Genomic DNA, 14,468 nt, shown 5'->3' on the forward strand with positions numbered 1-14,468 from the left:
CCTCTGTCACGAAGGTATCTCAGGCGGTCTGTGCTGCCAGACCCAATATCGAAAAACGAGGGCAAACGATCCACCAGAGTACTGGTTCATCACGCTAGCATGAGGGCCCAACGCTACGCTTTATGTAGGTCCTACTGAGGAGTAGCAACTGAATAACGAGATAACAGGTCTACCAAGCGCGGAACAACCATGATCCAGCGTTTCGTCGTCGGCTGGTTCTGTATTGTTGGAATGGTAGTGTACACACTCGTGTGTGGTCTCTATCAGAGCGGTCGGTGGCTCAAAGAGACCATCCCACAAACGAAACCACACGCGACAAGCGACGAACTGACCACCACCACACCAGGACACACACCGCACAAGCCATCGACCGAGACAAGTGATCAGACGGGACGCACCCAGTTGCGACACTCTTCGCACGACGGTACTGTGAATCCATCCACAAGAGGTTCGACACGGGTTGTCGCTCGGCAGCGCGCACACCGCCTGCGCCACTTCCGAGCACCAACGAAACCTGCCCAATCCCAGCAGCAGCCAGCGTCGATCAGTTCACCGTACTCAAAAAGAACGACGAGAAGACAAGCTGGATTCCGACGACAACAGCAGTAAACGCAAGAAGCGCCGCTGAGGTGAACGGCACCGACCCAAAGCCGCTCAGGATCCAGTCGCCGACCAGCCAGCTAGCGTACACACCACCAGCTGCGAACACAACAACACCCGCCGTCGCGCCGCGCTCAAGTGTTGCGTACTCCGTAATCCCGGTTGTAAGCGGGTCGTCAGGCTGTTGAATCGGTTCACTCGCCACCGTCGCAAACACGCCAAGGGACCCAACCTGTGTCCCGACGATTGTAGCCAAACTCCCAGCGATCATCGAGTTAACCCCGAGCGTCACCTCTCCAAGTGCCACGCCCGTATGCGCGATTGTCATAACCGCAACCCCGAAGATGGTCAACAACAGCCCCGGGACTGAAAACAGATAGCCCGGCGCGTTGACCAACATAAACCGGACGTGACGCCACCCATCTCGGAAGCTCTCAAGCGTCTCTTCACCCTCGCGTTCGTGATACACGATGGGGACTTCCACAATATCGAGATTCTTTGCTCCAGCCTCCATAATCATCTCAGACGCAAACTCCATCCCGGTCGTCTCCCAGTCCATCGTCTCATACGCCTCCCGCGTGAAGATCCGGAAGCCACTATGGGCGTCGCTTACCCCCGCACCATAGAACGTATTCAGAAATCGCGTGAGCGCTGGGTTTCCGATATACTGGTGAAGCGATGGCATCGCCCCGTCTTTGATCTCGCCGTTGAGCCGACTCCCCATCACCATATCGGCGCCGGTCTCCTCAAGATGGGTTAACAGCCGCGGAATCTGTTTGAAATCATAAGTCGTGTCGGCGTCACCCATCGCGATATATTCGCCGCGTGTCCGCTCGAACGCGTACCGATACGCGTACCCGTAGCCTTTCCCGTCGGGTTCAACGACGATCGCCCCCATCTCACGCGCAATCTCAGGGGTGCGGTCTGTCGAGCTGTCGCTGATGATGATCTCTGCCGAGACCTGAAGATCTTCGATTGCCGTTTTGATCCAATCGATACAGGTACGAATGCCGGCTTCTTCATTCAGCGTCGGCATCACGACAGACAGGTGAGGGGCGGTCTCTGAGTCGCGCCCAACCAGCAACTCATCAGCACTTCGGTCACGGGTAACATCCGGTCGTTCCTGCTCAACTGATGACTGCTGTGTAGTAGATGCCATCTGTACGAATTCAACTAGTATACACTTATTACGGTCACAGTATATGAAACTTGTTCTACACAAACGAAAGACGCAGTCTTTGTCTTCCTGTAATCGAGATACCGTATCGAAGCGTTACAGATCGGAAGGCTGCCGACACATATGGTATCCGTAGGAACGAGATGTTGACCTAACTGTATTTAATATGGCTCTCCTAACCCAATCGTTGTATAAATTGTTATGAAATATATTTGGATTTTGGGAGATTACTGGTGAGGTGTCGAGTAGGTGGAGAAGTGAGTAGCTATCTCACATGTAGCCGAGGTCGCGCAGGCGCTCCATCAGGTCTTCCTTGTCCTGGGCGCGGCCGGCGCGCTCGGTCGTGTCCTCGAGGTTCTGGAGCCACGCGGGCTCTTCGGTCGTCTTCTCCGTCGAGACCTCGCTGCCGAGCGAGCGGAACCCGGCGAAGTACTTCGGCGAGATGGGCACGTCCTCTTGGGTGACCCCCTCGGGGAGGTCGTCGTCGGCCTGCGGGATGTACCCCTCGTCGGGGAACGCCGCGACGGTGTCCGGCACGACGAAGTTCCAGAACGCCTCCCACACGTCGGCCTCAGCGAACTGGAGGATGGGCTGGATGCGGTCGTGCGGCGGGAAGAGATTGGGGTCGTGGCGGGGCGAGAAGAACGTCTCGTCGGCGCGGGCCTCCTGTTCGTCCCAGCGGACGCCGGAGATGACGCCGTCGATGTCGTACTCCTCGAGCGCGTCGTTGAGCGCGACCGTCTTCAGCAGGTGGTTCCCGACGTAGGTGTCCAAGAGGAACGGGAACGTGTCCTCTTCGAACTCCAGGATCTCCCGGATGTGGTGCTGGTTGTGCTCCGAGAGCGCGTCGACGGGGATGTCGTCGCCCGGCTCCAGCCCGTGTTCCTCGACGTACGCGCCGACGTCGTCGTTGCGGGCGTACACGAGGTCGATCTCCCACTCGTCGGCCCAGTGTTCGACGAAGTCGGTGATGTCGTCGAAGTGCTGGAAGTGGTCGATGAACACCGCGGTCGGCTTCTCGTAGCCGTACTCCTCGGCCACCTGGTTGATGAAGTACAGCGTCAGCGTGGAGTCTTTCCCGCCGGTCCACATCACCGCTGGGTTGTCGTACTGTTCGAGACCGCGACGGGTGACCTCGACTGCCTTCTCGATTTTGTGCTGGATCGACGGGTAGTCGTCGGGACTCTCGCCCTCGCCGTCGGTGTAATCGACGTCGACGCTCGCCGGGAAGTCGTCGCTCATACACGAGATGTGTCTGAGAGAGAATCAATAGGCCTTCTGGATTACTTCTATTGAGGGTTCTTCCCGGCAGCTGTGCGAAGATGCCCAGTCAGTAAGAACATAACCAGGATTTGGTCTAATTCGTAGTGTAACAGCACCCCCGTTCTTAGTAAGCGTTGACTAGCACACCATTTATCATGAGTTGCTTACTACTTTGAGTAATGACTGATGACCTCCTCCGTGCGACCGTAAGTGTCCGTGGTGTAATTCACAACGCTGACGGCCACATACTAGTTGTACAGCGGAGTACGGATCAGGACTGGGAGCTTCCTGGAGGTCGACTTAGCCGGGATGAGTCTCCGCGACAAGGACTTCGCCGAGAGATTCACGAAGAAACCGGACTGGATGTCGAGGTGGCGGAGATCGTGAAGGCGAACTCATGGGTCAACACGGCAGATGAGGGTCGGTTTGCCGTCCATTATGACTGTGGGCAAACTGATGGTAGTATTGAGCTTAGTGACGAGCACGTAGACAGTAAGTGGGTTCGTCCTGAGAAGACTGAACAGTTGTTATGTGAACCGCAGATAGCTGCTGTTCACATAGCTATGACAGAGTCAGCAGCTGGCTCGAGGGCTATAGACCGTTCATCACTTGCGTCAAACTGATAACCAGAACTACTATTCTGTTAGATCGATTCTAACAGCAACTACTGTTCTTCATCTAGGTCATTACGCGCCAAACCTGTGGCATCAAGATCGCCATCAAGATATTTCTCACCCTCAGGCGTAATAATGTAGACACCATTTCCGAGGTGTTCTAACAGATTGTAGTCTGCTAATTTCTTTAATCTTTGAGAGATATGTGACTTTTGTACATGAATGTGACTGTGTTCAGATAGTGGGGTAGGAGAGCCAGATCCTTCGGCGCGTATGGCTTCTAGGATACGATCGTCCCAGATAGTCATCCAGTCTGCGCTTTTTCTCATACAAACACTGTTTGCTTAACTGTACTTTGTTTCATCGAATATATGTTCAGTACAATTTTGTGTGGTATAGAAAACACAGTTAGATTTATCACACATAGGCCACTATTAGCAAGTACAGAGCCCAAGTGACGAACCCTCGGCTCGCGAGAAAGTGTAGAAACCCCGGCTGCGGTGTACCAGCACCCAGCCGGGACGGGTTCTGTGCCCAATCACAGAACCATGCTAATACTGGCAACTGCGGGGCTTAAGCCCTGCGAGACAACCACGGAGTCGTATACTTACAAAGGCAGCTGTCGCCTCTGTGAACAGACCGCAAGCGGCTATGACGCCGCCTTTGGCGGTCCACTTTGTTCCACGTGCGCGACTGCGTTCGGGGAGTTCTACACCGATCTTCTGGAGGGCCGCGATGAATAACTCGTACAGCCGCCAGACCGATCGCAGCCACCTCTCCCGGATCGAACTCGGAACGCGCGATCCGCGGTGTCAAGTCTGTGGTGAGGCTCTCCAAGAAGGCGACGACATCACCGTCTACGCGTACCGCCCAGCCGGCAAGCTAACCTACGAGATCGGGTATCTCATGCTGCAGCCACGATACGCACGAACATCCGACCGTCTTCACCCGCGGCGTTCGTGAACTCGTCGTCACCGGCTACATCGGCAGCTGTGCGAACACCCGCACCCAATCAACGACCTGGGTCCTTCTTGCGCCGACCATTGTCGTCACGAGCACCACCACAGGCACGGAGCCGCACGTCCACCCAGACACCACAACCCCACGCACTCCTACCCAACCTACCCAGCGGGAGCCAACACCACTGCTCACCGCTGTTCGCGAGCAGACGCGTGCTGATGGTGGCCCGCGTGATGGAGGCTCGGAGTAATGCGGCCCGAACGACGCCACCCCGCAGCCAAACCACGGTGATCGCAGGTGCGGACACGCCAACCTGCGGCCCCTGAGCGAGGGGTCCACCTCGTCAGCCACGAGACAGCCACATCCACAGACGGACTCGTCTGTTCAGCAGTCACGCCACGGCGAACAGAGTGGCTTCCAGCGCTGCTCACCGAACTCAGAGCACATACTGAAGCAACAATCCGAAACCACTCTCCCACCGACTCGTGGCGGACAAGCATCGCACTCTGCTCACAACTCCACCCTGAATGGAACGCCCTCGACGACGCGTGGACCGACGACGTCGCCGAAGCCGTCGCGTACACCCACGCGATCACCACACTCGCGACCACCTACGACACGACCGAGGAACTCTCGAGGTACCACCAGCACCGCCACGCCGACCTCACCAACACTGTCGAGTCGATCGGAACCGGCCGCGGTCCCGTCAACGCCGGCTTGGGAGCGCTCGCCAAGGGCCCAGTTGCGCTCCATCGAGAATTCGATAATGACCCACGCGTCATCACGCTCTTGCTTGATGGGGCCGCGTGGACTAATCTCAACGATCGCCGCACCGGGGTGCGCGCGCTCGCGACGATCGCCGTACTCGCACACGGGTTTTGTGTTCAGGTCGGTGTCTCACCCGCCCTCCAACGACACCTCAGCGCGCGGTATCCACAGTGGACCGATACCCATCTCGATCTTACTAACAGTCGGGATCGGTCCCCCACTAGGGGCCACCACCACCAGCAGTCACGACACCTCGACGACGCGTGGGCAGCCATCCGCGATCTCGACACGGAACCAACGAAACGCCACCTGCTCGGGTGTCTCACAGACGAGTACGCGCGCTCGTATGCTGACCTCGTTCAGGATCCCACACTCGACATTGCTGAAGGCACCATCAGCCGCTATGTCCTTGATCTCGAAGCTCGCGACCTCGTCACGGTTGATCGGCGTGGCCAACGGAACACCGTCCAGCTTACCGCGTTGGGAACAACGGCCATCACAGCGTGTCTTGACGATACACAAGCGCTCATCCACCCGAATCAGCGCCAACTGGGAGAGCGTCTTACTGGGACCCTTCAGGAACTCACAAGTACAGTGTCGCCCTGCCGGCCGGGGGCCCTCACCACCGAGGAGTGGCTCACAGCAACTGGCGAGACAGCCGACGACGCCGAGTACGTCCAGTGGCTCACCGACCCGAAGGCCAGCTCCCCAACCAACCGCCACCAGCGATTCGCCACCGTTGCTGCCGATGACAGCATCACGCTCGTCGACGACCCACTCGACGCGTTCGAGGACGGCAGAGTCGCCTACCTCAGCCACACCGACACCGAAACGCTCGTCGTGCTCCAGTGGGGTGGCCCGTTAGCCACGTTGGGACGTCTCGCGAGCGCCTTACTAAGCGAGAAAGCACTCTCAGAAATCCTCACCCCAACACGGCTTGGCAACAAATTCGAGAACATCACTGATTCAGGCGAGGACACACCCCGCATCATCCAGCGTGGCCATCAAGTCGGGTGGTTCAGCGACGACGAAGCCACCTATCAGGCGTGGCGAGATCGAATCACCAGCGTTCGCGATCAGCTACTTGCCCGCCTCGCTGATCTTACACATAGTGATGACACCGCTGCTCGCAGCGACCTCTTCGAGGACCTTCACGGGTTCATTGCGTCGGCAACCCAACTGTACCAGGCGGCCGGACTCAACCTTACAACCACGCTCAGAGTCCCAGACACGGCCGCCCTTGCTCGCAATCCCACAACCCGACAGGACTTCTGTGAGTTCCTCGCCAAGACAGTCCCCAAACAATCAGCGTATGGAATTCACTCGGGGTACCGACTCTTATTCGAAGATCGGCCCGCAAAACTGCGCCGGCGACTCCCCTACGACATCGACCCAACAGATCGCCTCGATCTCACGATGTCGTGGGTGATTGCGGGCCCAACAATCACCGAACTCCACGAGGAGATCACCACCACCCTCCAAGAAGAACTCACCACCGTCCGCGAGGCAATTGCCGAGGGTACTGAAGACGCACCACCCCTCACCATCCCGGTTCGAGACGCCACGACCTACCCCGCCATCCGGCGGGTGCTAGAGAAGATTGCGATGACCCACGACATCCAGTGGACACCCCGCGAGCGCCAGCGGCTCGTGCGGCTCTGTCTCCGCTCGTTTGGCCCGGTGGACACCCACCGAGCGTGTCCGTACGACGTCGTGGAGAGCCTCCTACAAGCGCTGAACGAGTCACACCACCCAACCCCTGCCGACGTCGAGCGCGCGATGGCCACGCTCCCACCAGAGCGCTTTCGGCCGGATCTCACGCCGACGGCAACCAAGTTGTACGCCACCCTCCTGCGCGCCGACAAACCGCTCGGCCGCTCGGAGATACTCGAGCGCGCAGACATCTCTGCGAGCAGCTATGATCGCCGCCTGAGTGATGTTCGCGAGCTCGATCGCGTCCGTCCCGTCCAAGTCGATGGCCATCGTCGGTGGGCGACCACAGCGACACCCACGTCGCGAACGCCACCCGTGACGGTGTGGCTCCCACCGAGCAGGGGCACGACAACGCCGCTGGTGACGCACCGACACTCGTCGACAGCCTGCGAGCAGAAACCACTCCCCAAGGCCAACCGGGGGGACCAGCCGCAGACGTGGAAGCAACCCCCACCTGTCCTGCGTGCTGCCACCCCCAGCGGGGCCACTCCCCACACCACGCGTCCGATAGCCACCGCTCACGACCGTCGTCCGTCGCACAGCACCGACACCCACCGAAATACCCGAGACACCGACACCAGCGACACAATGACAGCCACACCCCATCCGACGACCGCAGTCGCAGCGCCACTCGAACAGCGCCAGCTCTCACCCAAGGGGGCCAACCAATGAGTGACCAACAACTCGATCTGGAGACCGTCATCAGATACGACCGCCCGACAGCGACAGATGGGTCCATCCAGGTCAGCACCGACCGCACCGAGGTCACCGAGGGCTCGCGTGTCCTCCTCGGCTTCGGTGATGATCACGAAGTCACCTACGCCGTGCTCACACCGAGCGAAGCGCAAACGGTCGCGACCGCGCTCGAACAGGCAGCCGAACGCGCAGCCGCGGCTGACACCATCGAGGATCCAACTGATGAGTGACGACACCCCCGAGTTCACAGACGACATCGACACGGTCGGAACGCCCGACGGCGAGGAGCCAGATCACGATCCAACCAACGGCCGGTGGCTCGAAACCCAGGTCGCCGACGCACTCGACCGGTGGGGGTACAGGACCGCCCGCAACGAGTACTGTTTCGGGCTCGAAACCGACGTGATCGCCCGCCGGCACAGACTGCGTGGGGAGCCGACCGATTTCCTCGTCGTCGAGTGTAAAGACTGGCACCAAGTGCCGGTTCAGCGGGACGCTGTCGAAGCGATCGCGCTTCGAGCCGCTCTCGCGAGAGCAATGCCTGTGCTTGCTGTCGCCCGCCGCGTAACTGCGGGTGCGTGGCAGTTGGCACAGCGCCTCGACGTGCGGATCATGACCGAACAGGATCTCTTCAAAGACCGGCTCCCGCCGCTCACCGAACGCCGGCCGCCGAGTGGCACGCTCCACGCACGGCGGGAACCGCTCATCCAAAACTTGCGTGACCGGTTGCCGCTGCTGGTTCACCGTCGAAGCAGCCTCGATATTGAGGCGCCCGTTTTCAACGGGCCAAGTCACGGTCCGTGTTACGTGCCGGATCGAACGGGCAACACCGAGTACGTCAGCGCTCGAGACACTGACTACGAGTTCGGGTAGAGTACCAAATATTAGTTATTTCTAAGAAAGTATTTTATCGTTGGAGCCAGTATCCGATGTTACACATGACCACACCTGACGCTCCCCACGGACTGTGGGAGGGGGACGTGAATGAGGCCGCTATTGAGGGGTGGAAGGCGGATACAACCACGTTCGACCGCGTCCGGCACGTCAGTGACGTCACCACCGAGCCACAACCTATCAGTACGATCGCTGAACGAGCACAGGTGAGTGAACCGACCGCGCGAAAATACCTCTCTATACTGGCGGAAACTGGCCGCGTCAAAGCAATTAACACGGATTCTGGAACCCAGTATATGCGTGCCCCCCAAATGCTGGCAATGAAGCGTATCGCAGCGATTCATCGTGAACATACCAAGAACGAAATCCGAGACGCGATTCGAGACCTCAAGACGGAACTGAACAGCTTCCGAGAGCAGTACGACGTTGCTGACGTCGACGAACTCACTCTCGAACTAGAACCTGGAGACGACGGGTGGCAAGATGTCACTCGCTGGCAACAGATTGAACAGAATCTTGAGATCGCACAGGCGGCGCTCTCACTCTACGATTTCGACCCTGACGATAGCCACGCCGCTGCGGCTCGTGTTGCTGACACCAGCCGTGTTACCGGATCGTCCAAGTACGGTACACTCAGCGATGACAGCGAACAGTCAACGGCCTAGATGGTGCCTGACACAGATATTGAGGGGGAAGTCGGGCCGTTAGACGAGACAGCGGTCGAACAGATTCGAGACGAGTTCACAACGCTAGATGGTCTCGTCATCGAAGCAGGGTTCGACAGTCTATTGGACCCGACAAAACTCGTCGTCCGACTTGATGACGGCATCGGAGATGCGAACTCCTGTCGATTCGATATTCGATGGTACCAAACGGGATACTACAATTTTCACCATACTGACGAACAGAATGTCAACTTCCGATTTGACTACCATCCCAAACCGGACGCTCCGAACAAGCATTTTCATGGCCCACCCGATGCGCCGTCAGAGCGCCCGCAACGCTCCTGTATTACGGTCACAGAACCCAGGCAGGCAACACGTGCTGTACATTCTCTCTGGCGGCGTGCGTACGAGGAGAACTCGCTTGTACAGCTGAACGAAGCAGAAAACCCGCCGTAACATTCTCGCAATCGGTTCCCGCGGCTTGCTCGTCGATCTGTCATTCCATGCCGCAGCGGTTGCCCCTCACCGAGCATTACTCATCTGAGCGGTGTCCGTCCTAGTGACGTGGGGTGTGACTACCTCAGCATGGTATCTCGCACAGCTGCTCGACGTTCGAATCGTCACCGCCGAGGACCTCCCCAACGAATCGCTCCCACCGCTGACCGAACACCGACCACCGAGAGGCACGTTCCGCACTCGCCGCGAACCACGGGTGAGCGAACTCCGGGATAATATGCCGCAGTTGTTGAGACGACGAAGCGATCTTGACATCGAGGCGCCGGTGTTCTACAACAGGGGTAGGAAGGGCCCGTGTTACGTGCCGGACCGAACGGGCAACGACGAGTACGTCGACGCTCGCGACACTGACGACGACTTCGGCTAGGAACAAGTGCTGAGGAGATCACGAACCATCCCGCATGGTGAGGCGAGTGGCGAGGGCGTCCAACATCTCCCACAGAAGTCCGGACACCGAACCTGCGTCAAATGAGACTGGTTCGTACGTGTATGGCTCGTTCAGGTCTTCTCGTTCCTGAAAATGAAGCAGGCCCTCGATATGGGGATTCGGTTCACAATGGAAGCCACAATCGAAGCCGGATGACTCGCTATAGTGAAGTGTATAGTATGCACGGACCGGCGTTCGCATCCACGTATCACTCGTTCGCTCAGCGTCTTCCGGCCCAGGTGACGGGTCTGGAAGCCAAGTAAGTCGGAGGGAGGCAGTCGCTCCCGAGCGACCGAACCAGGACGGGTCAAGCTCGGCCTGTAGTTCTCGGTATTCACTCGGTGGCTCACCTGCAACCGATAACACGGCGGGATGTCGCGTCAACTCGCCACGCAACTCGCGGAGGATACGGTGTCGATCCCGTCCTGACGTGGTCCCGCCATCGGAACGGACACTGTCCATCTGCGGCTGAGAGCCAGCATATTGGTGACGAGAAGACTGGGTATCCGGCACATCCGACTCGTCTGTCATACGGTGAGCGACGACTGGTCAGTGGACCACGTATCGTAGTTTGTGATCGCATCTTGGACGAGAGAGAGGTGATACCGGGCAAGTTCCCAGTCGCTTGCGACCTGCGTGAGTTCATACGCGTGCTCGGCAGAGACGGTCTCTGCGGCCGCTCGTTCCCGGAGTGTATCCGGCGTGTCAGCATCGTACTCGGTTTTCCATGCCGCAATATCGTCTTTCAATGCTGCGGCCTGCTCCGAGAGTTCTTGTTTCGTCGTCTCTTCAAGTAATTCGCGAATATCGCGGAGTCGAGTGTACAGTGGATCCGGATAGTAGTGGCGGGTTCCACCGTCGTCGCTTTCCGCCACAACGCCGAGGTCGACGAGCCGGCGGAGGTGATCCCGTGCCGTATTCGGAGAAACGGCAGCCTGCTCCGCAATCCACGGAGCAGATCGGGGCTCCGAGAGCGTCATTGTCACCGACTTGATTCGATCAAACGCCGATGCGTGTTCCTTCCAAGTCTCCATCCAATCAGCGTCATCAGGCGGTTCTGGAGGCGACATACGAGATAGTGCGGGCTCAACAGTAATAGTTCTACTCCCACGCAAATTATTGAGTTATATTCTTGAGTACAAGAGTACTGATACGAACGCGCTCCTCCCCTCCCTACTCGCTCCCTTCGGTCGCCCTTGAGGAAGGAGACTCCGCGCTACCGATTCAGTTGAACACAACAATTATTTTCCAGAGAAACATATATTGTGTGCGAGCTTGAACACGTACGTATGAATTCCGATTCCGATCATGAAACGCTCAGTAACGCTCGTGACCAGTGGAAACGGTCGACGACGGCACTAGAACGGGTCCACCAGACCATTGAACAAACGACATCACCAAAAACCGCGAGCGACATCGCCGAGGAAGCCCTTGTGAGCGAGCCGACTGCGCGAAAACATCTCAACTCGCTCGTGGAAGTCGGGACGGCGACCGCAATAGAAGACGGTACTGGAACAACGTACACGCGCAACGAGGACACACTCCTCTACCAGCGGATTCGCGACCTCTCGACAGACCACAGTCGAGAGACCCTGATCGAGAATGTCCAGACAATGAAACAGCGAATTCGGGACTTCGAGGACACGTACGACGCCGTGTCCCCAGAAGACCTCGCGACGTCGCTGGGGGACAGTCCTCCAGAGGGTGCGTGGGAGGCAGTCTCTGAATGGCAGACGACTGAACGGAACCTCCATATCGCCCAAGCCGCGATCAACTACAGTCGAGCCCGCGATCTTGGCGCGGCGACACAGTAATCGATGGCCGGTGATGTCGCTGGCCCTGTTGGACCCGTCGATTCCGTTGTCCTCCAACAGATTCGGGATCTACTCGTGACCGAAGAACCACTTGTCGACTCTGCGGCAATCGATGATCCGGTGAATCCGACTGAACTCGTCGTTGCGTTTTCGTCTGGGCTGGACACAGAGGGTCGAATAGAGATTACATGGTGGAAACGTGGAGCATATCGCTATCACTACACGGAACCCGACGGGATTGATTTTCGGTTCGACAACCACCCGAAAACAAACGCGCCCGACGCGCACTTCCATCCACCACCGGACGCCGGAGCTGCTGAACCGTCGTTTCTCGGCGAGGAAACCCAAGTTCAGGTTGTCACTCGAGCAGTGATTAGCCGCTGGCGCGAGGTAGCAGTCGAGGAGAAACCTCTGGACTCTCTCAACGTGGGTACCGGACAGTGAACCACTTCCGAGAACGATACGACGTTGCTAACATTATCGAGATCATCTAGAACCTCTGTCATACGGTGACGAGATCGTCACGAACGCGGGATTCAATCCGTGGCTTCAACGAGTCTTTCGTCACGAGGTCGACCTCAATACCGAGCTCGTCCGTCAGTTCGTTTTCTAACCGAACGAGATCGAACAACGTCACTGGCTGCTCGAACGCGACGAGTATATCGAGATCGCTGTCGTGCTGTTGTTCACCACGCGCATACGACCCAAAGATACCCAACTCGCTGATCGGATACTCCTGCTCAAGTTTGGGCTTGAGCTGTGCAAGTTGAGTTGAGATATCTTCGGTTGCCATAGGGTACCTACGATTGCGCTAGGTGAAGACTGGCACACGTCGCTTGTCGGCCGCAGCGCAGTCGCAGCCATCTCGCATCGAGCGCTACTCGCCCGTGCGATGCCCGTTCTTGTGGTGGCGTGGGGAGTGACTACGTCGGCGTGGTGGCTCGCGCAACTGCTTGATGTGCGGATCGTCACCATCGACGGCCTCACCACAGAGCCGCTCCCACCGCTGACCGAACATCGACCGCTGCGAGACATGTCCCGCACCCGTCAGGGACCACGCCCAAACATATTTGCGGTAGTAGCTCATATATTGAATATGGGAACATTCGATCCTGCGCCGCCCGACGACGCAATCACGAAGGAGCAGGAGGTGTGGACAGAAACGACGAATACGCGGAACCGAATCCGCACCGTCGTCTTGGGACTCCATGAACCCGCTACAGTGGCGACAATCGCCGATCGCGCACAGTGTTCGGCGAACGCTACACGGACTCATCTCGAGGAGTTTGTGACGCTTGGAATAATTCGAAAACACGAACAATCGACTGGCACACGATACGCACGCAACGAAGCGTACGTTCACTGGCGGCGAGCAAACGAACTTGCCGTCTCACACACTCTTGAGGAACTCCTCGAGGAACTCGCCAGCCTAGAAACAACACACGACCAGTTTCAGGAGCAATTCGACGCTTCGGTACCTTCCGATGTTGATCTGCCACCTGAGACAACACACGCCAAGATAGAAGCACAACTGGAGACGCTCTCAGAGTGGGCAACGGTGCGTGAAGAAATCGACCGGCACAAGGAGGCGATTCGGATCGCCCGCCGAACAGACGACCGGCTCACTACCTGAGTCGATGGGTCCAGCAGCACCCATCGACGAAGCCGTCGTGGAACGATTCTTTGAACGGCCCCAGACCCATCCGTTGGTCGAGACAGTCACTGGGGATCGAACTGGTGGAACATTCACAGTAGTTCGTGCGACACTCGATCCCGATCAGTATCCTGATCGGATACAAGAAGCAAAGCTAGAAATCCGGTGGTATACGAACGGAGACTACAATTTCCACTACACAGAGACGCACGCTTCTGGGGAGAGCTGGCACTGTCGATGGGATCGGCACCCGAATCCGCATACGACCCGAACGCATTTTCACCCGCCGCCAGCAGCCCGATCGGAAGATGCGATTCCCGATTCTCCCTCCGATCATCATCCTTCGGCGATGTTCGCACGAACGTTCGCCAATATCCGAACGCGGATCGAGGATCTGTGGGATGTATCTGGCCGATAGCAAAGAATCTCTATTGACGATCTCAGCAAGAAGTCGCCCCCAGCCTTGACCGAACATCGACCGCCGCGAGGCACGTTCCGCACTCGCCGCGAGCCACGGGTGAGCGAGCTCCGGGATACCGTTCCCCAGCTGGTTGGTCGACGGAGCGATCTCGACATCGAGGCGCCCGTGTTCTACGCTGGCGGCAGTGGTCCGTGTTACGTGCCTGATCGAGAGGGCAACGACGGGTACGTCGACGCCCGCGACACTGACTACGACTTCAGGTAGAGTACGAGTCGTCACTCAAGTT

At 58.1% G+C, this 14,468-nt stretch carries 16 protein-coding genes; 11 read left to right on the forward strand and 5 right to left on the reverse strand.

Annotated features, from left to right (window positions below):
- Nucleotides 1-544: 544 nt before the first annotated feature.
- Nucleotides 545-1,759, reverse strand: a complete 1,215-nt coding sequence (locus ACODNG_RS05815; protein WP_434522800.1) for a glycosyltransferase family 2 protein — start codon at nt 1,757-1,759, stop codon at nt 545-547.
- A 288-nt stretch (nt 1,760-2,047) separates the two neighbouring features.
- Nucleotides 2,048-3,019, reverse strand: a complete 972-nt coding sequence (locus tag ACODNG_RS05820) for a phosphoadenosine phosphosulfate reductase family protein (protein WP_434522801.1) — start codon at nt 3,017-3,019, stop codon at nt 2,048-2,050.
- Nucleotides 3,020-3,219: 200 nt separating this feature from the next.
- Here ACODNG_RS05820 and ACODNG_RS05825 point away from each other — a divergent pair, with 200 nt between their 5' ends.
- Nucleotides 3,220-3,663, forward strand: coding sequence for an NUDIX hydrolase (locus ACODNG_RS05825; protein WP_434522802.1), 444 nt, complete (start codon nt 3,220-3,222; stop codon nt 3,661-3,663).
- 41 nt (nt 3,664-3,704) lie between these two features.
- Here the strand turns inward: ACODNG_RS05825 and ACODNG_RS05830 are convergent, their stop codons facing one another.
- Nucleotides 3,705-3,962: an ArsR family transcriptional regulator gene (locus ACODNG_RS05830; protein WP_434522803.1), complete on the reverse strand. Its 258-nt coding sequence runs from the start codon at nt 3,960-3,962 to the stop codon at nt 3,705-3,707.
- A gap of 949 nt (nt 3,963-4,911) precedes the next feature.
- Here ACODNG_RS05830 and ACODNG_RS05835 point away from each other — a divergent pair.
- From ACODNG_RS05835 to ACODNG_RS05860, 6 genes are all read left to right on the forward strand, one after another.
- The gene (locus ACODNG_RS05835; RefSeq protein WP_434522804.1) at nt 4,912-7,767 is read left to right on the forward strand and encodes a plasmid replication protein RepH; all 2,856 of its coding nucleotides are present in this window, start codon (nt 4,912-4,914) and stop codon (nt 7,765-7,767) included.
- Nucleotides 7,764-8,021 carry a hypothetical protein gene (locus ACODNG_RS05840; protein WP_434522805.1) on the forward strand — a complete coding sequence of 86 codons (258 nt, stop codon included), beginning with the start codon at nt 7,764-7,766 and terminating at the stop codon, nt 8,019-8,021. The genes ACODNG_RS05835 and ACODNG_RS05840 overlap by 4 nt, the downstream gene beginning before the upstream one ends.
- Complete coding sequence (locus ACODNG_RS05845) at nt 8,014-8,664, forward strand: restriction endonuclease (protein ID WP_434522806.1); 651 nt, start codon at nt 8,014-8,016, stop codon at nt 8,662-8,664. Before ACODNG_RS05840 ends, ACODNG_RS05845 begins: the two co-directional genes overlap by 8 nt.
- 65 nt (nt 8,665-8,729) lie before the next feature.
- The gene (locus ACODNG_RS05850; RefSeq protein ID WP_434522807.1) at nt 8,730-9,350 is read left to right on the forward strand and encodes a DUF7342 family protein; all 621 of its coding nucleotides are present in this window, start codon (nt 8,730-8,732) and stop codon (nt 9,348-9,350) included.
- Entirely contained in the window at nt 9,351-9,806 is a 456-nt protein-coding gene (locus ACODNG_RS05855) for a hypothetical protein (protein WP_434522808.1), read from the forward strand.
- A gap of 115 nt (nt 9,807-9,921) precedes the next feature.
- Nucleotides 9,922-10,233, forward strand: coding sequence for a hypothetical protein (locus ACODNG_RS05860; RefSeq protein WP_434522809.1), 312 nt, complete (start codon nt 9,922-9,924; stop codon nt 10,231-10,233).
- A gap of 587 nt (nt 10,234-10,820) precedes the next feature.
- Here the strand turns inward: ACODNG_RS05860 and ACODNG_RS05865 are convergent.
- On the reverse strand, nt 10,821-11,363 hold the full coding sequence (locus ACODNG_RS05865; RefSeq protein WP_434522810.1) for a DUF7342 family protein: 543 nt from the start codon (nt 11,361-11,363) through the stop codon (nt 10,821-10,823).
- 219 nt (nt 11,364-11,582) lie between these two features.
- Here ACODNG_RS05865 and ACODNG_RS05870 point away from each other — a divergent pair, with 219 nt between their 5' ends.
- Together ACODNG_RS05870 and ACODNG_RS05875 are read left to right on the forward strand one after the other, a co-directional pair.
- A complete protein-coding gene (locus tag ACODNG_RS05870; protein WP_434522811.1) occupies nt 11,583-12,107 on the forward strand; it encodes a winged helix-turn-helix domain-containing protein in 525 nt (174 codons plus the stop codon).
- A gap of 75 nt (nt 12,108-12,182) precedes the next feature.
- Nucleotides 12,183-12,551, forward strand: a complete 369-nt coding sequence (locus ACODNG_RS05875; RefSeq protein WP_434522812.1) for a hypothetical protein — start codon at nt 12,183-12,185, stop codon at nt 12,549-12,551.
- Nucleotides 12,552-12,609: 58 nt separating this feature from the next.
- Here the strand turns inward: ACODNG_RS05875 and ACODNG_RS05880 are convergent, their stop codons facing one another.
- On the reverse strand, nt 12,610-12,900 hold the full coding sequence (locus tag ACODNG_RS05880) for a nucleotidyltransferase family protein (protein ID WP_434522813.1): 291 nt from the start codon (nt 12,898-12,900) through the stop codon (nt 12,610-12,612).
- Nucleotides 12,901-13,203: 303 nt separating this feature from the next.
- Between ACODNG_RS05880 and ACODNG_RS05885 the strand changes: the two genes are divergently transcribed.
- A complete protein-coding gene (locus ACODNG_RS05885) occupies nt 13,204-13,740 on the forward strand; it encodes a DUF7342 family protein (RefSeq protein ID WP_434522814.1) in 537 nt (178 codons plus the stop codon).
- Nucleotides 13,741-14,278: 538 nt separating this feature from the next.
- A complete protein-coding gene (locus ACODNG_RS05890) occupies nt 14,279-14,446 on the forward strand; it encodes a hypothetical protein (protein ID WP_434522815.1) in 168 nt (55 codons plus the stop codon).
- The last annotated feature ends 22 nt before the right edge of the window (nt 14,447-14,468 follow it).

The organism is Halorubrum sp. AS12 (genome assembly GCF_051122765.1).
Taxonomy (GTDB): domain Archaea; phylum Halobacteriota; class Halobacteria; order Halobacteriales; family Haloferacaceae; genus Halorubrum; species Halorubrum trapanicum.

Coding starts and splice junctions, on each gene's coding strand:
- ACODNG_RS05815 (WP_434522800.1), bottom strand. CDS start 1,759: ATGGCATCTACTACACAGCAGTCATCAGTTGAGCAGGAACGACCGGAT.
- ACODNG_RS05820 (WP_434522801.1), bottom strand. CDS start 3,019: ATGAGCGACGACTTCCCGGCGAGCGTCGACGTCGATTACACCGACGGC.
- ACODNG_RS05825 (WP_434522802.1), top strand. CDS start 3,220: ATGACTGATGACCTCCTCCGTGCGACCGTAAGTGTCCGTGGTGTAATT.
- ACODNG_RS05830 (WP_434522803.1), bottom strand. CDS start 3,962: ATGACTATCTGGGACGATCGTATCCTAGAAGCCATACGCGCCGAAGGA.
- ACODNG_RS05840 (WP_434522805.1), top strand. CDS start 7,764: ATGAGTGACCAACAACTCGATCTGGAGACCGTCATCAGATACGACCGC.
- ACODNG_RS05845 (WP_434522806.1), top strand. CDS start 8,014: ATGAGTGACGACACCCCCGAGTTCACAGACGACATCGACACGGTCGGA.
- ACODNG_RS05850 (WP_434522807.1), top strand. CDS start 8,730: ATGACCACACCTGACGCTCCCCACGGACTGTGGGAGGGGGACGTGAAT.
- ACODNG_RS05855 (WP_434522808.1), top strand. CDS start 9,351: ATGGTGCCTGACACAGATATTGAGGGGGAAGTCGGGCCGTTAGACGAG.
- ACODNG_RS05865 (WP_434522810.1), bottom strand. CDS start 11,363: ATGTCGCCTCCAGAACCGCCTGATGACGCTGATTGGATGGAGACTTGG.
- ACODNG_RS05870 (WP_434522811.1), top strand. CDS start 11,583: ATGAATTCCGATTCCGATCATGAAACGCTCAGTAACGCTCGTGACCAG.
- ACODNG_RS05880 (WP_434522813.1), bottom strand. CDS start 12,900: ATGGCAACCGAAGATATCTCAACTCAACTTGCACAGCTCAAGCCCAAA.
- ACODNG_RS05885 (WP_434522814.1), top strand. CDS start 13,204: ATGGGAACATTCGATCCTGCGCCGCCCGACGACGCAATCACGAAGGAG.